This window comes from Rhizobium sophorae (assembly GCF_013087515.1).
In the GTDB taxonomy this organism is placed as follows: domain Bacteria; phylum Pseudomonadota; class Alphaproteobacteria; order Rhizobiales; family Rhizobiaceae; genus Rhizobium; species Rhizobium sophorae.
In genome coordinates this window covers 195,675-215,605 of record NZ_JABFCN010000070.1, presented here as the reverse complement: position 1 = coordinate 215,605, position 19,931 = coordinate 195,675, and the positions used below count along the sequence as shown (strand labels likewise).

Genomic DNA, 19,931 nt, shown 5'->3' with positions numbered 1-19,931 from the left:
TTACCAGCCCGGCTTGCACGAGACTGAAAGGTCGCCCGCTATAAATCCTTTCGACGTCGGGATCCGTTGAAATCATGACGAAAATTTAATGCCGAAACCGCTTGCGCGGCCATTGCGCCGCCGCGATCCGGGCCGAGTCTGAGGCATGGCTTTATGGAAGCCATACCCATGAAAGGAAAATACCATGTCCGTTCTTCATAAAACCATGGCGGCGGGCCTGATTGCGCTGACTTTTGCCGGCGCCTCGCTCGCCACCGCCACCACTGCAGATGCCCGTCCACGCGATGCCTTCTGGGGCGGCCTTGCCGCCGGCGTCGTCGGCGGCGCCCTGCTGTCGGAGGCAGCCCGTCCCGCCTACCCTGTTTACCCTGCCTATCCTGTTTATCGCCCCTATCCCGTCTATAGGACCTATTACCGGCCGTCCTATTGCCATATCGAATGGCGGCACGATCGCTGGGGCGAGCCCTACCGCGTCAAAGTCTGCCCGGAATAGGAAAACCGCATCCGGCGCCGCTTGACCTCCCGGCGGCGCCGACCCAGTACCCTCAACGACGACCAAAACTGGCGGATTTTCATCCGCCAGCTCAAAGTCGTTCAGACCGTGTTTTGCGTTACGGAGAAAGCTCCTCCAGCACGCGGTCCTTGGTTTCTACCGCAAACAACATCGTGATGATTGCACCGACGATCAGAATGGCTGCGAAGCTCGCAAAGACATACTGGATGCCCATGGAAGACATCACCGTGCCGACGAGGATCGGGCCGGCCGATGATCCCAGGCGAAGCCAGGCACTGCCGGTTCCTGTTCCCAATGCCCTGAGGCGCGTCGGGTAGATCTCTGCCGAGTACAGGTAAAGGGAGAATGTGACGGTCTGGACGATCGCATAAGCGAGGCCGCCTAGAACCAAAACCTGGATGGGAGAGGTCGCGCCGAGCCATGCGAGAGCCAGCAGCGGCACGGGAGCGAGAAGCAGCGTACCGGTATACCAGCGCTTGCGTCCCACTTTGTCGATAAGCAGCGCGCAGATGACGGCGGCGACCACGCCGCCGACCGACGTCAGGAAACCATAGAAGATGCTGGTTTGAAGCGGCAGGTTGAAGACCTGTCGATACAGGGTCGGCAGCCAGGTGATCGTACCGTTGGCCACCGTATAGGCGGTAAACCACATCGCCCAGATGGAAAGCGTCCGCTTCAGGTAAATGCCCTGGAAGAGCTCGCGCCAGTCCGACTTGCGGCGGACCGGCGCCTGGATGAGCTTCGGCTCGGGCAGTTCCTTGCCGGCTACGCGAGCACTCTCTTCCATGCGGGTAACGATAGCGTTTGCTTCGCCATAGCGGCCGTTGGCAGCCAGCCAACGCGGTGATTCCTTCAGGAACCAGCGCAGAGGAATCATGATGATTGCGGGAACGAGACCGACGACGAACATCGCCTTCCAGCCGTAAACCGGTACCATGAAGTAGCCGATCAGCCCGGCGCCGACGAGGCCCAGCAGGAACATGACCTCATAGAGGAGGAAGAACTTGCCGCGCCCCTTCGACCCGATCAACTCGTTGATATAGGCGCTGGCGACCGGAACCTCGCCGCCGGTGCCGATCCCCTGGACGAAACGGAAGGCCATCATCATGCCGGCCCCGGCAGCAAACAGGCATGCGACATCCATGCTGACGAAGAGCAGGATGGTGAATAGGAGAACTTTCAGCCGGCCGATCTTCTCGGCGAGCCAGCCAAACAGGATCGCACCGATCAACTGGCCCAGATAGCCCATCGACAGGATCATGCCTGTCTGTGAGGGCGTCAGACCCCACTCGCGTACGAGGACAGGCATGGCATAAGCGATGGCGATGACCGTGTAGCCGTCGAAGAACGTTGCGGCGCCGACGATGTTTCGCGCCCAGAATACCTCGCGGGTGATGGGAAGGCGCTCCAGACGAGCGCTGATTTCGGCCTGAGGATCAGCGGCATTCGCCGTCTCAGCCGGTATAGGCTGCATGACATTCATTGGTTCCTCCTTCTCGCCCCGTGGCCTACCACTCTCCCGGCCAGGGGCGCTTCTGCTTGATGGTTGCTACTGCGCGTCAGTTCGTCCTGTCAGAGCAATGGCCTTCGAAGACGTTCAAGTCTGCTTCGGCCGGTTTCCATGGGTTCCTCCCCCTTCAGAATGCGCCCCTGCGACATGCGCAGGGGCGTCATAGAGGTCACTCGGCAGCCAGGAGCTGATCAACGCGGCCAATACCGGCGGCGTCGAAGGCAGCAAAGATCTCTGCTTCGGCCTTTTCGCCAAGGTTCTTCAGCGGCTCGCGGATCGTGGCGTGATCAAGGATGCCACGGTGGACAAGGCCGAGTTTCAGGGCCACGGTGCCTTCCATGTGAGAGCCGCGGTGATAGACGGCACGCGTCACCGGAAGAAGGCGCTCGAAGATCTTGCGCGCTTCCGGATAGTCCTGCGCCTTGCCAGCTTTGATCAGGTCGATCAGCAGCTCCGGCGCAATATTGCCATAACCGACGAGCAAACCGTCGACATCGAACATGGTTGGCAGCAACCATTCATCGTGGCAGCTCAAAACCTGCAGCTTTGGATTGGCCTTCTTCAGCTCCGGAATTTCGACATACCAGCGCTTCATATTGCGCACGCCGTTCTTGGTGGCGACGACGCCCTCCTGTGTGGCAATCGCAAGCTGTGTATCGAGATCGTATGATGCCTTGGTGGCGTCGGGATACTGGAACAGGATGCACTGGAGGCCAGACTCCTGCCAGATTGCCTTATAGCGATCCTGAGGTGCTCCCTTTTGAAAGCCGAAACGCAGCCAGCCGTGGTTGGGATAGACGAGCGCGCCGGTGGCACCCGCGGCCTTGCATTTCCTGGCCTCTTCAGCGGCGACCTTCGTGCCTTCACCGGTAATCCCGGCAATGATCGGAACGGCACCGTCGACCGCTTCGACATACGTGCGGATCAGAGCAAGGCGCTCCTCTTCCGTGAGGAAGGTGCCCTCGCCGGCATGGCCGAGGATGACGAGGCTTTTGACGCCTTCCATCGAGACCAGCCATTTGGCGAGTTTGGCGTTGGCTTTGTGATCAACTTCACCGTCGCGGGTGAAAGCGGTAACGGGGGCCGGGCTCAGCCCGCGCATATCCATCGGCTGCATATTGGTCTCCTCCTTCGTGCGATCACGGTTCACCCGCGATCGTCTATAGGATCGTTTACGGGAACGTTCCCACTATCGTTCTCGAATTCTCTGGAGTCAATATCTTTTTTGGTGCATGCTGAGAATGGCGGTCGATTGCCGACTCGAATGGAAAAGGCTCAATGAATTCAAAGACGGGTGAAGTTCCGGGGCAGACCCGCGTCACTATTCACGGCGTCGCTGCCGCCGCCGGCGTCTCCAAGTCTACCGTGTCCCGCATTCTGGACGAAAGGCTTCCCCGCTCCGACAGCGAGACCGCGCGTCGCGTGCGCAAGGTTGCCGAAGAGCTGGGATACGTTCGGGACGTTTCTGCAGCGAGCCTTAGGCGCGGCAATACAATGACAATCGGGGTGATCGTGCCCCGGTTGACGGATACGGTCATGGCCATGCTTTACGAAGCGCTGGCCAAGGCCTGCAGCCGTAGTGGCCGCTTCGCGATTGTCGCAACGACCGACGACAAGCCAAAAGCAGACCGGCTTGCGGCCGAGTCTCTGCTGAAGCGCGGTGTCGATGGACTGATTCTTTCGACAGCACGGGAAGATGATGACTTTCCGGACGAGCTGGCAAAACGCGGTATTCCTTATGTGCTGGCACTCCGGACGGATGGCCACAGCCTCTCGTCGGTCGGCGATGACAGGCTCGGTGGTTACCTCGCGGCCCGCCATCTCCTCGATCTCGGCCATCGCAGAATTGGTGTCATTGCCGGCCCATCCTATGCCTCCAGTTCGCGAGGCCGCGTCGAGGGTTTCCGCCACGCCTTGGAAGAGGCTGGATTGAATGCAGATCCCTCATACATCATTCCCTCGACATTCGGCATCGAGTCCGGTGCGGTAGCCGTCGAGACACTGATGCATCTCAGTCCGCGCCCAACCGCTATTTTCGCCGTCAACGACAATACCGCCATCGGCGCCTTGTCGGGACTGACGAAACTCGGCCTTTCCGTGCCGCAGGACATCTCGATCGTAGGCTATAACGACATTCCGATTGTCAGCCACCTCCCCACGCCGCTCACGACGTTGCGGGTGCCGTTCGAGCAAATTGCGTCAAACGCCCTTGATCTTCTTGCTGGTGACAACAGCCCTGCCGACGAGCGTATTCGGATTTCGGCACCAACCCTCATTCCACGGAAATCGACGGCACCGATACGCTAAAGCTCACGCCACGCAGACCATGCTGCCCCATGCGGGCGGCATGCGGCGGCCGCATAAAGAGGAAGGACCAGCATGCCGGAACCGCTCAAGAACCTGCTGCATGAGGCATTGGTCGGCGATATGGCCGATCGCATTGCCGGCAACGCGCCGACCTTCGATAAAAACCGCTTCGTGATGCTGGCAACCGACGGCCTCACCGCGCGGGAGCTGATGGAGCGCTCGGCCCTGATCCGTGACGCGCTGTTTGCCACCCTTCCCGGTGATTTCCGGGAGGCCGCAGCCATTCTGAAGGCGAGCCTGCCTGCCGCCGGCCGGCCGGGGCTCTCCGGCTGGATGCTGCTGCCGGTCAATCAGTTCATCGCCACACGCGGCCCCGATCATTTCGATCTCGGTCTCGATCTCCTGAAGGCGCTGACGCCGCATTTCACCGCCGAATACGGCATCCGCCCCTTTATCCACCGCGACCAGCAGCGCGCGCTGGCCATCATTTCCGGCTGGGTCGACGATCCCGACCAGCATGTGCGCCGGCTGGCAAGCGAGGGGACACGGCCGCGCCTGCCCTGGGCGATGCGACTGCCGCAACTCGTCAAGGATCCGGCACCGATCCTACCCATCCTGACCGCGCTGATGGATGATCCGGAGGATTATGTGCGCCGATCCGTGGCCAACAGCCTGAACGACGTCGCCAAGGATCACCCCGATCTGGTGGCCGCCTTCATCGCCGGCCATATCGACGGCGCTTCCTCCGAACGCCGCTGGCTGCTGAAACATGCCTCGCGCACACTTCTGAAGAACGGCCACGCGCAGGCGCTCGCCAATTTCGGCTTCGCCGCGGCCGCTTCCCTCAAATGCGAACTGCGGCTCCAGAATGCAGAGGTGATGTTCGGCGCAGGGCTGGATTTCGAAATCCGCGTGACGAATGCCGGCGAGATCACGCAATCGCTGATGATCGACTACGCCGTTCACCATGTGAAGAGCGACGGTTCGCTCTCACCCAAGGTCTTCAAGTGCAAGGCGATAAAGCTCGCTCCGGGGCAAAGCCATGCAATTGAGCGTCGCCACGCCATGCGGCCGATCACCACGCGGCGCTATTATCCCGGCGAACATCGCATCGCCATCCTCGTCAACGGCGTGGAGACCGCATCGCAACGCTTCGTCCTCGTCATGCCCTCACCTGACCCAGCTTGAGGCTTTCTTGTGCACTGCACTTGACTTTCCACGCGAACTAGCCCAAATGCGGGTCAGCTTTCACCCTTCCGGCCGCCGCGTGAGCGTGCCCCTGCTGAAAAATACAGACGCAGGAAGAAGGGACAAAAGCGCATTTCGATAGAGCGCCGCACTCCCCATGAGCGGCCAGAAGCGCTGGAAAGCTTTTTCCAACTCACAAGTTCCCACTTCACGCGGGGTTCTTGACGCCAGAATGAAACCGGATCGCATGGTGCGTTCCGGCGATAGTCATTGTGGCGCCCCGAAAGGTTATACCTTGACTAATTTTGAATCGCTTGGTGTCTCCAAGCCGATCGTCGCTACTTTGTTCCAGCTCGGCATCGAAACACCGACGCCGATCCAGGAACATGCCATTCCCCTCCTCCTCGAAGGCCGCGACCTGATCGGCCTTGCCCAGACCGGCACCGGCAAGACCGCCGCTTTCGGCCTGCCGCTGATTGAAAAGCTGCTCGCCGACGAACGGCGCCCCGACAACCGCACGACGCGGACGCTGATCCTCGCACCGACGCGCGAACTGGTGAACCAGATCGCCGAGAGCCTGAAGAAGTTCATCCGCAAATCGTCGCTGCGCATCAATGTCGTCGTCGGCGGCGTCTCGATCAACAAGCAGCAGCTTCAGCTCGAAAAGGGCACCGACATCCTCGTCGCCACGCCGGGCCGCCTACTCGACCTCGTCAATCGCCGCGCGATCACGCTGACTGCGGTTCGTTATCTCGTGCTCGACGAAGCCGACCAGATGCTCGACCTCGGCTTCGTCCACGATCTGCGCAAGATCGCCAAGATGGTGCCGAAAAAGCGCCAGACCATGCTGTTCTCGGCCACCATGCCGAAGGCAATCGCCGATCTCGCCGGCGAATATCTCGTCGATCCCATCAAGGTCGAAGTCACGCCCCCCGGCAAAGCTGCCGACAAGGTCGAACAGTACGTCCATTTCGTCGGCGGCAAGAACGACAAGACGGAACTGCTCCGCAAGTCGCTGACCGAAAACCCTGACGGCCGCGCCATCGTCTTCCTGCGCACCAAGCATGGTGCGGAGAAGTTGATGAAGCATCTCGAGAATGTCGGCTATTCCGTCGCTTCGATCCACGGCAACAAGAGCCAGGGCCAGCGCGAGCGGGCGCTGAAGGCCTTCCGCGACGGCAGCATCAAGACGCTGATTGCCACCGACGTTGCCGCCCGCGGCATCGATATCCCGGCCGTCAGCCACGTCTACAACTACGACCTGCCTGAGGTGCCCGACGCCTATGTCCATCGCATCGGCCGCACGGCACGGGCCGGCCGCGACGGCATCGCCATCGCCTTCTGCGCCCCCGACGAAGCCAAGCTGTTGCGTGATATCGAGCGCCTGATGGGCATCAACATCACCGTCGCAAGCGGCGAAGCGCCGGCCAATATCAGCGGCGGACCCCGCCGTGCCAACGGCAATGGCAACAACCGCAATCGCAATGGCGGCCAGGGTCGCGAAGGCCAGGGTCGTGGCGAAGGCCGTGGCGACCAGAACCGCTCCGAGCATCGCGGCAGCCGTCAGGAACGCCGCCCGCGCCGCGAAGGTGAAGGCAGCGAAGTCCGCGCCGGCGGCGAGGAGCGTCGTCCACGTCCGGAGCGCTCGACCAGCCGCAACGAGGACTTCCGCGGTCAGCGCCGCGGTGAAGCAACCCCGGATCTCGGCCCCGACAACGATCTGGCCTCGACCTCCGATTTCCGCGCCTCTGCAAAGCCGCAGCGTCCGGCACATCACGGCGCCCATGCCAATGGCGAGCCGAGCGGTCATCACCGCGGCAACAGCCGCCATGCCCACGGCCGCCCGGCCCGCAAGCACGGCGAGGACCGCGGCCCGCAGCAGGCCCAGGCCGGCGAACCGCGCCGCGACGGCAACGGCGGCAACCGCCGCGGTGGCTCCAGCTCCCGCAACGGTGGCGGCCAGCGCCGCGAACGCGCCTGATCGTCGAACGACTGAAAAGAAAAAAGGCCGGGAGCTAGCTCCCGGCACCTAATCTGACTCTGGAATACCTACTGGCGCAAAGGTCGGTCGCAGAATTCCGGCTTTGCGGCAATTTTTGCTTTCTGCGCCAGTTATCTTGCCAGCGCTGTCTGGGAAGGGACTAAAAAGGCTATTCCAGTTGCAGATATGGAAAACCGGTCTGCGATCAGAGCCAGATATGAAATAAGGTCGGAAGGGTTAAGGCCCTGTGGGTGCAAAGCCGTTTGCTCGCTCTAGTTCCACATCCAAGCGTCCATCCAAAGATGAATGTAAACGGTCTTATTTCAACGAATTTCGAGCTGATCTAGCGCGATGAAGACAATTCGCACGAAAACTATCATGTAGGAAGACCGAAAAGCGGGAAGCGCAGTTCCACGCGAGCTCCGCCATTGGCGCGGTTGCTAATTGCTATCGTTCCGCCCTGGGCTTCCACAAGAGTTCTTACCACGGCAAGGCCGAGCCCGGCCCCACCAGTTTTGCGGGCGCGGGACGGTTCGGAGCGGACAAACGGTTCCAAAAGAAGATCGATTTCGCCTTCAACAATACCGGGACCCATATCTTCGACCAGGATGATCGCCATATTGTCGCGTTCCTCGAGTGTGACATTTGCGATCTGACCGTACTTCACGGCGTTATCGACGAGGTTCGCGAGGATTCGCCTGATTGCGAGACGATCGGCTATGACGAGTATCTCTCGCCCCTGCGGCAGGGAGCTTAGCGTCACGTTCCAGCCCGACGCCCCCAGATCGACGGTCTCCTGCTCGATGAGAGCTACGAGATCCATAAGCTCTTGATCGAGTGCGCCAACACCTGCCCGGGCAGTCAGCAGCGCATTGTCGAGCAGATCGATCATGTCCGCGATATCGCGGATAGCCTTCTCCCGCTCGGTCAGGTCGGAGATGTGATCGATCCGCAGACGTAGACGGGTTGCGAAAGAGCGCACGTCGTGCTGAACGCCGCTGATGAGTGCAAATCGGCTGCCGATTATCGATTGGAGCCGTGCCTGCAACCGCTCGAACGCCTTCACGAGCGCGACGGTCTCCGGTGTCCGGGCAGGGATGTTGGTCAGTTGCACTGGTTCTCCAGAGGGATCCATTCTGTCAACCGCGGCTGCAAGCTTGGTCAGCGGCAGTATTTCCCGGTGAAGGAGAATAAAGGCAACCAGCGCAAAAAGCGTCCCCACCAAACCAGCGCCTAAGCCGGCCGGAAGACCGAATAGCGTCACGATGAACGGCGTCTTTGTTTGCAGTCGCGCGATGGCGCCATCGTTCAGCCGCACTCGAAACTCGATCGGGTCTATCGCCCCTCCTAATAGACGTGGCCTTCTGGCACCGGATGCGGCGGCGTCAAGCCTGCGGATCGAGATCAGCCTGTCTCCCAGAGCGTTGCTGTAGGCGGCAAACTCCGGCAAATCTTCCATATGCTCGCGCAAGGCAGGTTCCGGCGACAACACCACGCCAGTTGGATCGATCGCAACGGTCAGGACGGATGAACTGGCAGCCATCACGAGTTTTTGGCGCGCTTGCGGTGCAGCGTCAGACAACACTTCCGTAATCGTCAGAATCTGGGTGGCGGACGGATAGGTGGCAACACGGCTGAGGCCATTCGACCAATAGTAAAGCGCGACAAGCGCAATCCAGGCGCTCAATAGGAACGTCACGCCGATGCCGAGGATCCGCGCCGATAGCCCGAGGCGAAACATCACGATACCTGACGCACAGGCACCGTCAGCAGGTAGCCGCCGTTGCGCACCGTACTGATAAGCGTGTTGCCGGGGCTCAGACTCTCCAGTTTCTTGCGCAGCCGCGACACCAGTATGTCGACTGTCCTGTCGAGTGGATCGGCGGTGCGACCATGTGTCCAGTCGAGGATCTGGTCGCGAGAGAGGACGCGGCGTGGCCGCAGCACAAAACACGTCAGAAGATCGAACTCGGCACTGGTCAGCGTCGCCGGCTCTCCATCCTCATCTGTCAGCTGACGGGCATCGAGATCGATGATGAAGCGATCGAAGCTGTATCGTCGGCTCGCAGCCTGCAAAGGCTGCGACTGGGTGCGGCGGAGAAGGGCGCGCACGCGTGCAAGGAGTTCGCGAGGTCCGAAGGGTTTCGAAACATAGTCGTCGGCGCCGACCTCCAGCCCTACGACCCGATCCATCTCGTCGTTCTTTGCCGTCAACATCAGAATGGGGAAAGCGCCTTCGGACCGCATGCGTCGGCAAATCGAAAGCCCGTCCTCTCCCGGGAGCATCAGGTCGAGGATGATCAGATCTGGCCGGACCCTGCGCAGAACGTCGTCCAGCTCTATCCCGTTTTCAGCCGTTCGCACGTCGAAGCCTTCGCGCGACAGCAGAGCTGCGACGAGTCTTCTGATCTCCGGGTCATCATCCACGACGAGGATAGTACGTGCCATTTCTTCCATGGCCGGAAATTGGACCGAAAACCGAGTGCGATCAAGAATGCGGAGGCCATTGCTACAATTCTCTACATGCGGGCAACAAAACCGAACATCTCGACACAGGTTGTTTATCGGCGTGATACCGAAGGCGTCGAATCTTGTCCCTATGTCGACTGCACCCAGCTTTCGGCATTCCTGCAAAGTCTCTGACAGAGAGGACAAGATCATGATGAAGCACATCACGGCCGCTGTTCTGGCCGGCACATTTGCGCTGACTATCGCTGCAGACGCCAACGCGTGGAGCCGCGACCGTTCCGTGAGCGGCACAAATGGAACAGCCTCAATGCACGCAAGTGGCGGCTGTTCGGGCGGATCCTGCTCGCGCAATGTGACCCGCACCGGTCCCTATGGAAAGACCTATTCTCGATCGAGAACGGCAACCTGCGATCAAGCGGGTGGCTCCTGCAGCAGTTCGGCGACAACGACAGGCCCAAACGGCAACACCGTCACCCGTCAGGGGAGCGTCAACTGGTAGTCGACCACAGCCAATTCGCACCTTGATGAGCCGGCGGCGCGCCAAAACCCCAGGAAGTCGCCGGCTTGCATTTTCGATCCATCTCGCAGCTGATGAGGAACGACCATGTCGCCTTTAGATTCCGTAGCTTCGGTACGGTTCGGTGTTCTCACTGTTGCGGCGTCTTTCATGCTGCTCGAATATCTGATCGGCAGGCTCGCGCATCACGACCTCCACGACATGCGAGAAACGGCCGCGACCTTCGGCGTTGCTGCTGGTCATTCCCTCATCCGCGGACTGGAAGCGGCGATCGTCGCTCTTCCCTTCATGTTGGCTTACGAGCACCGCATTTTCGATCTGGGTGCAGGAACGCCCGCCCGGGCAATGCTTCTCTTCTTTGCGGTCGACTTTGTCTACTACTGGCATCATCGCGCCTCCCATCATATCCGCTGGCTCTGGGCCACCCATTCGGTTCACCATTCACCGAGACGCATGAACTTGACCGCGGCACTGCGCCTCGGCTGGACCGCCAATATCTCGGGACATTTCCTGTTCTACCTGCCGCTGGCCTTTCTGGGCTTTCACCCGTTCGCCATCGTTGCGGCGCTCGCAGCAAATCTCGCCTATCAGTTTTTCCTTCATACCGAACTCTCACCCCGTTTTGGGCCGCTCGAATGGATACTCAACACGCCGACGCATCATCGGGTTCACCATGCCTCGGATGCCGAATGCCTCGACAAGAACTTCGGCGGCACGCTGATCCTGTTCGACCGGTTGTTCGGCACCTTTGCGGAAGCGCCGGAGGGCAAGCCGCTGACCTACGGTCTGCGTGGTGGCTCGCAGTCGCACCATCCGCTGCGCATCGTGTTTTCCGAATGGAGAGCAATGGTGCGAGAGGCTCGCGAGGCCCCTAAATTCAGGCAAAAATTCACCGTTCTCTTCGGCCCCGTCACAGGCCGAAAGGCGGCGGCGGCCCGACCTCGCTCGTCCGAAAACGGGCGAACAATCGAAGCTCCCAGCGAAGGCTGATGCTTCCCAGCAGTAGACGAAGAAAGGCAACGTGAATGAAAGGAAACGTTATGAACTTCATCAATCGCCGGAATCCGGCCTCTTGGCTGAGGATCGCTCTGGTCGCCGCCGCCTGCGCAGCGCCTGCTACCGCCATGGCTCAAAGCCAGATGACGCCGGAAATGCGGGCTCAAGCAAAGAAGGTCATCCAAGCCTGCAAGGCTGATCTCAAACAGTATTGCCAGGGCGTTCAGCCTGGCGGTGGCCGGATTGCCGCATGCCTTCAGGCAAATCGGGCGAACCTGACGCCGACGTGCCAAGCCACGCTCGCCGAAGCTCTTCCGAAGTGACGGCATGGATCAGAAGATAACAGATGCGCGCGCCCGGCCGAGGCGAACTGCCAAGGGCAAGGACACCGGCAGACATGCCGGTGTCCCGACGGACGGCGGCGCTTTCATCGATGCCAAAGTTATCGGCGCCCGGCCGCTTTCGCGTCCCGACGGGCGGTTCAGACGTGTCGGCGCCGCTGTAATCGCGCTCGCCGCCATTTGCGCCGTGTGGTTGGGCAACCGCTATCTCGTGTCGCATGCCGTAGAGCAGTTTACCGTGAAAGCAACCAACCTAACCGTCGATTTGACCGGCCCTGCCACGTTGGACGCGACGCGCACGAGCCTGGTCAGCTCTCGGCTGCAGGGAGTGATCGCGATGATGCGTGTCGATCGCAACGACCGGGCCAACCAGGGAGATGTCATCGCCGAGATGGTCACTGACGACCTGAAGAGCGAACTTGGCGCGTCGCTGGCCTCGGTCGATGCCGCGCGCAGGGCAGTCGATGTGGCGATCGCCGACCGCGAGCACGCCGAGGCGGTGCTCGCCAATGCGCAGGCGAATTTCGATCGCAAAAAGGTGCTGGTCGAAAAAACCATCGCAAGTCAGGAATCCTACGATACAGCGGTGGCCACGCTCAGGCAGGCTGAAGCCGATCTCAAGCGCTCGCAGGCGGCGATTGAGCAGGCCAAGGCTCAGGAAGCCTCAGCTACAGCGACCGCCGAGCTCCAGCGGGTCAAACTCGAGGAAGGAACCATTCGCGCGCCCTTTGACGGCGTCGTTATCTCGCGCGATCACTACGTCGGCGACACGATCACCCCGGGGTCGGAGATCGTCCAGCTCGTTGATACGGCTTCGATCATCCTGTCAGCACGTTTCGACGAGAGTTCGATCTCTCGCCTTTCGCCAGGCCAGAAGGCCGTCATTCGGTTCAATGGCGGCGGCAAGGGAGCATCTATAATGGCGACGGTTCTTCGCATTGGCAGGCAAGTCGATACGGAAACGCGTGAATTTTCCGTCGATCTGCGCCCGGACACACTGCCGCCGAACTGGGCTCTTGGTCAGCGCGGGATGACGACGATCGAAATCGATACCAGGAAAGGTGTGCTTGCCGTGCCGGCCGCCGCGATTGAACGGCGACAGGGGAAACCGGGCGTCTGGATCGTTGACGGCGGTCGGGCTTACTGGATCGCGGTAACGCTCGGAGACGCCGGTGGACCGTTCGTGGAAGTAGTAAAGGGGCTGCAACCGGGCGATGTCATCCTGAGCGAGCCGCGCGATGTCTATTTCGGCATGAAGATTGCCGAAGGTGGGGCCAGACGATGAATCTCGCCTTCAAGGACGTCAAATACAATTTCCTGCGTTTTCTGCTGACCATGACCGGCGTCGGGTTCCTCATCACGGCATCGACCGGAATGGTTGGTCTTTACCGCGGCATTGTGGAAGACGCGCTTCTCGTCGTGGAGAAGATCGGTGCGGATCTCTGGGTGGTACAAGGGGGCAGAGCCGGCCCATTTTCCGAAAGTTCCGCCGTTTCGTCAGACATGGACCACCGCGTTGAAGGATTGACCGGCGTATCTTCGGTCCGGCGCTTTGTCCAGATAAGCCAGCAGTTCGGCTTGGAAGGGCGCGATCTGCGCGCCTCCATCACCGGTCTCGATTTTCCAAAGGATCGAGGCGAGTGGGTTCAACTGCAGCGGGGGCGCTACCTTGCCGCCGGTCATTTCGAAGCGATCGCGGACGAAAGCATCGGGCTTGCGCTTGGAGATCGGGTGCGGCTCGCTCAGGACGACTATCTGATCGTCGGCCTGACGCGCGGCATGGTGGACGCCAGCGGCGATGGACTGATGTTCGTTACCGTCAACGACGCGATGGCGATCGCCCAGCGCCGTACAAATGAAGAAATCCTGCTTGCGCGCGCCGCTGCGGGCAAAACAGGCGCCGCGGCGGTCTCCGAAAGTTCCGTTCAGCAGGACAGCAAGATCGCCGCCGTGCTTGTCACTCTCGACAAGGGCGCGGACGAGAATCGAGTGCGAACCAACGTCCTGTCCTGGGGAGATGCCAATATTCTCTCCCGCACCGATCAGCGCGACCTTTTGCTCAATCAACGTCTCTGGCGCCTCAGATTGCAGATCCTGGCATTCACGGGCGTCCTTCTGGTGGTGATGGCGATCGTCATCTCGCTCATCATCTATATGCTCACGATGGAAAATCTTCATGAGATCGCCATGCTGAAGCTCATCGGTGCGCGAAACAGCGTGATTGTCGCCATGATCGCCCAGCAATCCTTCCTGATCGGCGCGGGCGCGCTTGCACTCGGATTGGCGATGTCGAAGCTTATCTTCCCGTTCTTCCCACGAAGGGTGGTCATCGATCCATGGGATTTTGCCGGGCTTGCGCTTGCGGTGGGGGCCGTTTGCGCGTTTGCAAGCCTGCTCGGGATCTGGCGGGCGTTGAAGATCAGAGCCCAGGAGGTGCTGTCGTGACGGCGGAGCCAATCCTGTCGGTGCGCGATGCGGCCCGACATTACCGCAGCGGCGACAGCATCGTCATGGCGCTTGACGGGGTCTCCCTGGATATCCGTGCCGGTGAACTGGTTGCGATCCTCGGACCGAGCGGATCGGGAAAAAGCACGCTGCTTCTGATCGCCGGGCTGCTGGAGCCGCCAAGCGACGGCGAGGTGAGAATTCGCGGCACTCTTGTCTCGAGGGCGGGAGAGGAACTCGACCGATTGCGCGACTTCCGGCGGCGGAACATCGGGTTCGTGTTTCAAAAGGCCAATCTCATTCCCTTCCTGACGGCATTGGAAAATGTTGCGCTGGCAATGGAAATCGATGATGTGCCCGCCCGTGACGCCCGTCGTCATGCTGAACTCCTGTTGACGGGACTCGGTCTCGCACATCGTGTCGGCAATCGTCCATCACGGCTATCCGGCGGCGAGCAGCAACGCGTGGCGATTGCCCGTGCCCTGGCCAACGATCCGACCCTCATCCTTGCCGACGAGCCGACGGCAGCGCTCGACGGCGTTCGCGGGCGTCAGGTCATCGAGCTCTTTCGGCAAATTGCCGACACGAGGGGCGCCGGGATCGTAGTTGTGACGCATGATCCCCGTTCGCTGGATCTTTTTGACCGGACGATCGAGCTGACAGATGGCCGCATCATCGGCGAACGATCGGGGACGGACCGCCTTCAGGCCCACTGACCCCGGCCAATGCAACAAAAAGCTACAAATTTCTACGCCCGCGAGATGGGTGAGCGATATCCGCAGCCTAACGTCATGCTCGGAAGGCTCCGCAGGCGCGGGTCCATCGTAAAGGATAGGGATATGATCAAGAGATTATGGGTCGCGATTGCCCTGGTGATTTCCATGGCGTCGATGGCAGCAGCAGCCACCGTCGCAGTGGCCACGGGCAACGTCAATCTAAGGGCTGGGCCCTCAACCGGATACCCCGTTGTCGTTGTCGTTCCGGTCGGCGCACGCATCGTCACCCATGGCTGCCTGCCGGGCTACACCTGGTGCGATATCGGTTTCGCCAGCTATCGGGGCTGGGTGTCCGCGCGCTATGTCCAAGTGGTCTACAATGGTGCTCCCGTCGTGCTTACGCCGGCCGTTGCGGCTACCGTCGGGGTTGCGGTCGTCGCCTTTAACAAGGCCTATTGGGACAACTATTATGTCCGCTATCCCTGGTACCGGAGCTGGTCCGTTTACGCCGTACCTCCGCGGGCTGTCTATGGCGCCTATCCTCGGGCGCGTGTGGACTCGTATGGCCGATCGGTCGAATGCGCGGATGGAAGCTGCACCGCGACCCGCGGGGTAACCGGGATCTATGGCGGATCGAGCCAGCAGACCAGGACCTGCGCCGACGGGGCATGCACGGCAACTCGCAATACCGTCGGACCTTATGGCGGAACTGCCAGCCGCACGCGGACATGCAGCCGCGCCGACGCCTCGTGCTCGGTCACCCGTACTGGTCCTCGCGGTGGTGCGATGAGCGGAACCCGATTCTTCCGCCAGTAAAGGAGCCACATATGTCGCCTCCTCCCTTGCTATGGAAGCTGTTCGTGTTGACTTCAATTCTTGCTGGTGCCGGTCCGTTTGGGCTGGCATCTGCCGGTATGCCAGATGGCGAATTCGACGAAGAGCTGGAGTTTTTTTGCACGCCAGGCGACAGTCCGGGAGAGGCCTGTGTGAGCCTCTATGTTGACGAGGATGGATATGAGATATGCCTTTTCGACAAGACCGCAGAAACCGAGAACTGCATGAGCAGCTATAGTCAACCCGACAATCGCGGCAAGGGATACGATGGTCCAGAAGGCCCTCAGCAGTTCATCTGATCAATTGTTAGCTTCGTCCAAAAAGCTTCAATTCAAGTGACGGAGCTGATCTAGTCTGCCTGCACCAAGCCTCGCGGCTCCCGGACAAACAGGCGACATCCCACATTCCGGTTAGCCCTGGCAGGTATCTCCGGCCTCTTTTAGTTGAAGCATGTCGTATTTCGCTTAAGCTATCCCCTGGCTTCCACCTGCTGCATGATCCTGCGGTTCGTCAGATAGACACCGGCCACGACGACGACCGTGCCGACGATCAACGGCAGGGTCAACGGTTCGCCGAAGGCGATGAAGGCTTCGAGAGCAACAGCTGGCGGCATCAGGTAAATCAACGAAGCGGCGCGTGAGACTTGGCCGTGGCGGATGAGATAAAGCAGCAGCCCGACGCCGCCCATCGACAGGCCGAAGACCGACCAGGCCAGCGCGCCATAGGCCTGCGCGGCGCCGTCGAAATGCTGATGCTCGAAGACCAGCGAAAGCGGCAGCGTGAGGATCAGTGCGCCGATATATTGCAAGGTCGCGATGGTTCTGAGGTCGCCGGATTGCAGGTGTTTCTTCTGATAGAGCGTGCCGTAGGAGACCGACGCCATCGCGACGAGATTGATTGCCAGCGGCAGGGCGGCATGCGTGAGATCGGCGGTCGCCGGATCGAGCAGCTTCGGCGAAATGGCGATGGCAATGCCGACGAAGCCAAGGGCAAGGCCGAGCTTCTGTGCCTGCTGCAGCCGCTCGCCGATGAGGAAGGGAGCTGCCATCGCCGTCAGCAGCGGCTGCAGCGCCGCGATGATGCCCGATATGCCGGCTGGCACGCCATTGGCGATCGCCCACCAGAGACCGGCGAGATAGAAACCGTGAAGGAAGAAGCCGGAATAGACGGCGCGCAGCGCCGTCGCCCGGCTGTTCGGCCATTGTGCCCGCACCACCAGGCAGAGCGCCAGGAATGCCGCCGCCGACAGCGCGTAACGTATCGAAAGAAAGGTGAAGGGCTCGGAATGCAGCGAGGCGTATTTCGCCACCACCCAGCCCGTGGACCAGAGGAGGACGAAAATGGTGGGGGCAAGGCGATCGAAGGACATGGAGCGGCTCGGGAGAGAAGGGTCGCCGTGCTGATAGCCCCACGCGGCAACTGCCGTCAAAGGCGAAGCATTGATGTTTATTTGAAATTTCGCTGATGGCAGAGACCCAGTGGCGGTCGCGCCAGCCGGCATTTGCCACGGAGGGCGGGCCGGGGAGCCTTAGGCGCGTGACTATATTCGACCGCCTTGACCGAACGAAAAGCGATCACATGCTCAGATTTTGCGCAAGCCTCGAGATCCCTATCCGCCATGCCGCACTGCATCACTTTTAAATGCCCAGATTTTCACCCGTTTTCCGCAGCGCAAAATCTTTTCCTCGAACTGCGCATGGTTCTTGCATTGCCATTTGCGTTGTATTCAAATGAACAAAAAAGGGGAGCCGAGCCTTTGGCATTTGATGAAATGATTACCGGGGACGAAAGTCCCCGCCCGCCTTATGACAAATACTTCGAGTGGTACAACAGCCAAGACCGGGCGCATCTGATTGCCAAATCCCGCGATGCGGAAAACATTTTCCGGAAGACCGGCATCACCTTCGCGGTCTACGGCCATGCCGACAGTTCCGAAAAGCTCATCCCCTTCGACATCATACCCCGCATCATCTCCGCCCGCGAATGGCGCAAGCTCGCCCAAGGCATCGAGCAGCGGGTGATCGCGCTCAACGCCTTTCTGGACGATATCTATCATAAGCAGGAGATCATCCGCGCCGGCCGCGTTCCTCGCGAGCTGATCGAGAACAACGTCACCTTCATCCCCGAAATGATCGGCTTCCGGCCGCCCGGCGGCGTCTACACCCACATCGTCGGCACCGATATCGTGCGCACCGGAGAGGACCAGTTTTACGTGCTGGAGGACAATGCCCGCACGCCCTCCGGTGTCAGCTACATGCTGGAAAACCGGGAAACCATGATGCAGATGTTCCCTGAACTCTTTCATGAGAACAAGGTGCAGCGTGTCGAGGATTATCCATATCTGCTGCGTCAGAGCCTCGCCTCGCTCGCCCCTCCAGGCTGCAAGGGCAAGCCGCGCGTCGCCGTGCTGACGCCGGGCATCTACAATTCCGCCTATTACGAACATTCCTTCCTCGCCGACATGATGGGCGTCGAACTGGTCGAAGGCTCGGATCTACGCGTCATCGACGGCAAGGTGAAGATGAGGACGACACGCGGTTACGAAGCGATCGACGTGCTCTACCGCCGCGTCGATGACGACTTCCTCGATCCCCTGACCTTCCGGGCCGATTCCGCGCTCGGCATTCCCGGCATCATGGATGTCTACCGCTCCGGCAACATCACCATCGCCAATGCGCCGGGCACCGGCATTTGCGACGACAAGGCGATCTATTCCTATATGCCCGAGATCGTCGAATTCTATACCGGCCGCAAGGCGCTCCTCGAAAACGTGCCGACCTGGCGCTGTTCGGAAGCCGACAGCCTGAAATATGTGTTGGAGCATCTGGAAGAGTTGGTGGTCAAGGAGGTGCACGGCTCCGGCGGCTACGGCATGCTGGTCGGCCCGACGGCATCGAAGAAGGAGCGCGCCGATTTCGCCGAGAAGCTGAAGGCCAAGCCGAACAACTACATCGCCCAGCCGACGCTGTCGCTCTCCACCGTGCCGATCCTCGTCAACAAGGGCATCGCGCCGCGCCATGTCGACCTTCGCCCCTATGTGCTCGTGTCGGACAAGGTGCAGATCATTCCGGGTGGTCTCACGCGCGTGGCGCTGAAGCAGGGCTCGTTGGTGGTCAATTCCAGCCAGGGCGGCGGCACCAAAGACACTTGGGTATTGGAGGACTGATGCTCGGAAGAACAGCAAACGGCCTCTACTGGATGTTTCGTTACATCGAGCGCGCCGAAAATATAGCCCGCCTGATCGATGCGGGGTTGCGCATGTCGCTGACCCGCAGCAGCACCGGCGATGACAATTGGGATGGCGTTCTACAAAGTGCGGGCGTACGCGAGGCTTATGACGAAGGCCATAACAAGCTGACCAACGCGGACGCGATCGACTATCTGCTGCGCGATCGCACGAATCCGTCGAGCGTCATGTCTTGCATCGATTCCGGCCGCAACAATGCCCGCATGGTGCGCACCGCCCTGACACGCGAGACCTGGGAAGCGACCAACGAATGCTGGATCGACCTCAAGTCGCTGCTCGAAAAGCGCGTCAAGGCGGCCGAAATGCCAGAGGTGATCGACGTCATCAAACGCCGCGCCGGCCTCATCCGCGGCGCCTTCCATGGTTCGACTCTGCGCAACGAGCTCTATAATTTTGCCCGCATCGGCACCTTCATCGAGCGGGCAGACAATACCAGCCGCATCCTCGACGTGAAATATTACGTGCTGCTGCCCTCGGTCTCGGCTGTCGGCTCCTCCCTCGACAACGTGCAGTGGGAATCGATCCTGCGCTCGGTCTCGGCGCACCGCGCCTATAGCTGGGCCTATGACGGCGAATACCGGGCGATGAACATCGCCGACTTCCTGACCCTCAATGTCCAGATGCCGCGCTCGCTTGCCTATTGCTATGAGAAGATCGTCAGCAATCTCGGCTATCTCGCCCAGGATTACGAGGAGCGGCTTCCTGCCCACGATACGGCGGATTCAATCCGCACCACGCTGCAGACAAGGGCGATCCGGGATATCATGGATCAGGGCCTGCACGAGTTCCTGGAGGATTTCGTCGCGCGCAACAACAAGCTCGGCGCGGAAATTTCCGACGGCTACCGGTTCTATGTATAAGCGGAT

18 protein-coding genes are annotated in these 19,931 nt (G+C 60.5%); 13 read left to right on the top strand and 5 right to left on the bottom strand.

Features of this window, described 5'->3' with window-relative positions:
- Positions 1 to 184: 184 nt before the first annotated feature.
- Complete coding sequence (locus G9X64_RS35170; RefSeq protein ID WP_168309447.1) at positions 185 to 493, top strand: hypothetical protein; 309 nt, start codon at positions 185 to 187, stop codon at positions 491 to 493.
- A 118-nt stretch (positions 494 to 611) separates the two neighbouring features.
- Here G9X64_RS35170 and G9X64_RS35165 read toward each other — a convergent pair whose 3' ends face one another.
- Together G9X64_RS35165 and G9X64_RS35160 are read right to left on the bottom strand one after the other, a co-directional pair.
- Complete coding sequence (locus G9X64_RS35165; protein WP_168309446.1) at positions 612 to 1,997, bottom strand: MFS transporter; 1,386 nt, start codon at positions 1,995 to 1,997, stop codon at positions 612 to 614.
- A gap of 196 nt (positions 1,998 to 2,193) precedes the next feature.
- Positions 2,194 to 3,141 carry a dihydrodipicolinate synthase family protein gene (locus G9X64_RS35160; protein WP_168309445.1) on the bottom strand — a complete coding sequence of 316 codons (948 nt, stop codon included), beginning with the start codon at positions 3,139 to 3,141 and terminating at the stop codon, positions 2,194 to 2,196.
- Positions 3,142 to 3,302: 161 nt separating this feature from the next.
- On the opposite strand from G9X64_RS35160, the gene G9X64_RS35155 reads away from it, so the two are divergent.
- The 3 genes from G9X64_RS35155 to G9X64_RS35145 all read left to right on the top strand — a co-directional run bounded on the left by G9X64_RS35155 (position 3,303) and on the right by G9X64_RS35145 (position 7,500).
- A complete protein-coding gene (locus G9X64_RS35155; protein WP_168309444.1) occupies positions 3,303 to 4,331 on the top strand; it encodes a LacI family DNA-binding transcriptional regulator in 1,029 nt (342 codons plus the stop codon).
- Positions 4,332 to 4,403: 72 nt separating this feature from the next.
- Positions 4,404 to 5,519 carry a DNA alkylation repair protein gene (locus G9X64_RS35150; protein ID WP_168309443.1) on the top strand — a complete coding sequence of 372 codons (1,116 nt, stop codon included), beginning with the start codon at positions 4,404 to 4,406 and terminating at the stop codon, positions 5,517 to 5,519.
- Positions 5,520 to 5,766: 247 nt separating this feature from the next.
- Positions 5,767 to 7,500, top strand: a complete 1,734-nt coding sequence (locus G9X64_RS35145; RefSeq protein WP_168309487.1) for a DEAD/DEAH box helicase — start codon at positions 5,767 to 5,769, stop codon at positions 7,498 to 7,500.
- Between the two features lie 376 nt (positions 7,501 to 7,876).
- On the opposite strand, the gene G9X64_RS35140 is transcribed toward G9X64_RS35145, so the two are convergent.
- Together G9X64_RS35140 and G9X64_RS35135 are read right to left on the bottom strand one after the other, a co-directional pair.
- The gene (locus G9X64_RS35140) at positions 7,877 to 9,241 is read right to left on the bottom strand and encodes a sensor histidine kinase (protein ID WP_168309442.1); all 1,365 of its coding nucleotides are present in this window, start codon (positions 9,239 to 9,241) and stop codon (positions 7,877 to 7,879) included.
- Positions 9,241 to 9,957 (bottom strand): response regulator, encoded by a 717-nt coding sequence (locus G9X64_RS35135; RefSeq protein WP_171378373.1) that lies wholly within the window; start codon positions 9,955 to 9,957, stop codon positions 9,241 to 9,243. The genes G9X64_RS35140 and G9X64_RS35135 overlap by 1 nt, the downstream gene beginning before the upstream one ends.
- Positions 9,958 to 10,573: 616 nt before the next feature.
- Here G9X64_RS35135 and G9X64_RS35130 point away from each other — a divergent pair.
- The 7 genes from G9X64_RS35130 (at position 10,574) to G9X64_RS35100 (ending at position 16,117) form a co-directional block, all read left to right on the top strand.
- Complete coding sequence (locus tag G9X64_RS35130; RefSeq protein WP_168314189.1) at positions 10,574 to 11,476, top strand: sterol desaturase family protein; 903 nt, start codon at positions 10,574 to 10,576, stop codon at positions 11,474 to 11,476.
- Positions 11,477 to 11,511: 35 nt separating this feature from the next.
- Positions 11,512 to 11,805, top strand: a complete 294-nt coding sequence (locus tag G9X64_RS35125; RefSeq protein WP_168309440.1) for a cysteine rich repeat-containing protein — start codon at positions 11,512 to 11,514, stop codon at positions 11,803 to 11,805.
- 4 nt (positions 11,806 to 11,809) lie between these two features.
- On the top strand, positions 11,810 to 13,108 hold the full coding sequence (locus tag G9X64_RS35120) for an efflux RND transporter periplasmic adaptor subunit (RefSeq protein WP_168309439.1): 1,299 nt from the start codon (positions 11,810 to 11,812) through the stop codon (positions 13,106 to 13,108).
- Positions 13,105 to 14,268, top strand: a complete 1,164-nt coding sequence (locus G9X64_RS35115; protein WP_168309438.1) for an ABC transporter permease — start codon at positions 13,105 to 13,107, stop codon at positions 14,266 to 14,268. The genes G9X64_RS35120 and G9X64_RS35115 overlap by 4 nt, the downstream gene beginning before the upstream one ends.
- Positions 14,265 to 14,984 (top strand): ABC transporter ATP-binding protein, encoded by a 720-nt coding sequence (locus G9X64_RS35110; RefSeq protein ID WP_171378347.1) that lies wholly within the window; start codon positions 14,265 to 14,267, stop codon positions 14,982 to 14,984. Before G9X64_RS35115 ends, G9X64_RS35110 begins: the two co-directional genes overlap by 4 nt.
- A gap of 123 nt (positions 14,985 to 15,107) precedes the next feature.
- Entirely contained in the window at positions 15,108 to 15,800 is a 693-nt protein-coding gene (locus G9X64_RS35105; RefSeq protein WP_168309436.1) for an SH3 domain-containing protein, read from the top strand.
- An 11-nt stretch (positions 15,801 to 15,811) separates the two neighbouring features.
- Positions 15,812 to 16,117, top strand: coding sequence for a hypothetical protein (locus tag G9X64_RS35100; RefSeq protein WP_168309435.1), 306 nt, complete (start codon positions 15,812 to 15,814; stop codon positions 16,115 to 16,117).
- A gap of 170 nt (positions 16,118 to 16,287) precedes the next feature.
- Here the strand turns inward: G9X64_RS35100 and G9X64_RS35095 are convergent, their stop codons facing one another.
- Positions 16,288 to 17,187, bottom strand: coding sequence for a DMT family transporter (locus tag G9X64_RS35095; protein WP_168309434.1), 900 nt, complete (start codon positions 17,185 to 17,187; stop codon positions 16,288 to 16,290).
- A 387-nt stretch (positions 17,188 to 17,574) separates the two neighbouring features.
- Between G9X64_RS35095 and G9X64_RS35090 the strand changes: the two genes are divergently transcribed.
- On the top strand, positions 17,575 to 18,984 hold the full coding sequence (locus G9X64_RS35090; protein WP_168309433.1) for a circularly permuted type 2 ATP-grasp protein: 1,410 nt from the start codon (positions 17,575 to 17,577) through the stop codon (positions 18,982 to 18,984).
- Positions 18,984 to 19,925 (top strand): alpha-E domain-containing protein, encoded by a 942-nt coding sequence (locus tag G9X64_RS35085; protein WP_168309432.1) that lies wholly within the window; start codon positions 18,984 to 18,986, stop codon positions 19,923 to 19,925. Before G9X64_RS35090 ends, G9X64_RS35085 begins: the two co-directional genes overlap by 1 nt.
- The last annotated feature ends 6 nt before the right edge of the window (positions 19,926 to 19,931 follow it).

Coding starts and splice junctions, on each gene's coding strand:
- G9X64_RS35170 (WP_168309447.1), top strand. CDS start 185: ATGTCCGTTCTTCATAAAACCATGGCGGCGGGCCTGATTGCGCTGACT.
- G9X64_RS35165 (WP_168309446.1), bottom strand. CDS start 1,997: ATGAATGTCATGCAGCCTATACCGGCTGAGACGGCGAATGCCGCTGAT.
- G9X64_RS35160 (WP_168309445.1), bottom strand. CDS start 3,141: ATGCAGCCGATGGATATGCGCGGGCTGAGCCCGGCCCCCGTTACCGCT.
- G9X64_RS35155 (WP_168309444.1), top strand. CDS start 3,303: ATGAATTCAAAGACGGGTGAAGTTCCGGGGCAGACCCGCGTCACTATT.
- G9X64_RS35150 (WP_168309443.1), top strand. CDS start 4,404: ATGCCGGAACCGCTCAAGAACCTGCTGCATGAGGCATTGGTCGGCGAT.
- G9X64_RS35145 (WP_168309487.1), top strand. CDS start 5,767: ATGGTGCGTTCCGGCGATAGTCATTGTGGCGCCCCGAAAGGTTATACC.
- G9X64_RS35140 (WP_168309442.1), bottom strand. CDS start 9,241: ATGTTTCGCCTCGGGCTATCGGCGCGGATCCTCGGCATCGGCGTGACG.
- G9X64_RS35135 (WP_171378373.1), bottom strand. CDS start 9,957: ATGGAAGAAATGGCACGTACTATCCTCGTCGTGGATGATGACCCGGAG.
- G9X64_RS35130 (WP_168314189.1), top strand. CDS start 10,574: ATGTCGCCTTTAGATTCCGTAGCTTCGGTACGGTTCGGTGTTCTCACT.
- G9X64_RS35125 (WP_168309440.1), top strand. CDS start 11,512: ATGAAAGGAAACGTTATGAACTTCATCAATCGCCGGAATCCGGCCTCT.
- G9X64_RS35120 (WP_168309439.1), top strand. CDS start 11,810: ATGGATCAGAAGATAACAGATGCGCGCGCCCGGCCGAGGCGAACTGCC.
- G9X64_RS35115 (WP_168309438.1), top strand. CDS start 13,105: ATGAATCTCGCCTTCAAGGACGTCAAATACAATTTCCTGCGTTTTCTG.
- G9X64_RS35105 (WP_168309436.1), top strand. CDS start 15,108: ATGATCAAGAGATTATGGGTCGCGATTGCCCTGGTGATTTCCATGGCG.
- G9X64_RS35100 (WP_168309435.1), top strand. CDS start 15,812: ATGTCGCCTCCTCCCTTGCTATGGAAGCTGTTCGTGTTGACTTCAATT.
- G9X64_RS35095 (WP_168309434.1), bottom strand. CDS start 17,187: ATGTCCTTCGATCGCCTTGCCCCCACCATTTTCGTCCTCCTCTGGTCC.
- G9X64_RS35085 (WP_168309432.1), top strand. CDS start 18,984: ATGCTCGGAAGAACAGCAAACGGCCTCTACTGGATGTTTCGTTACATC.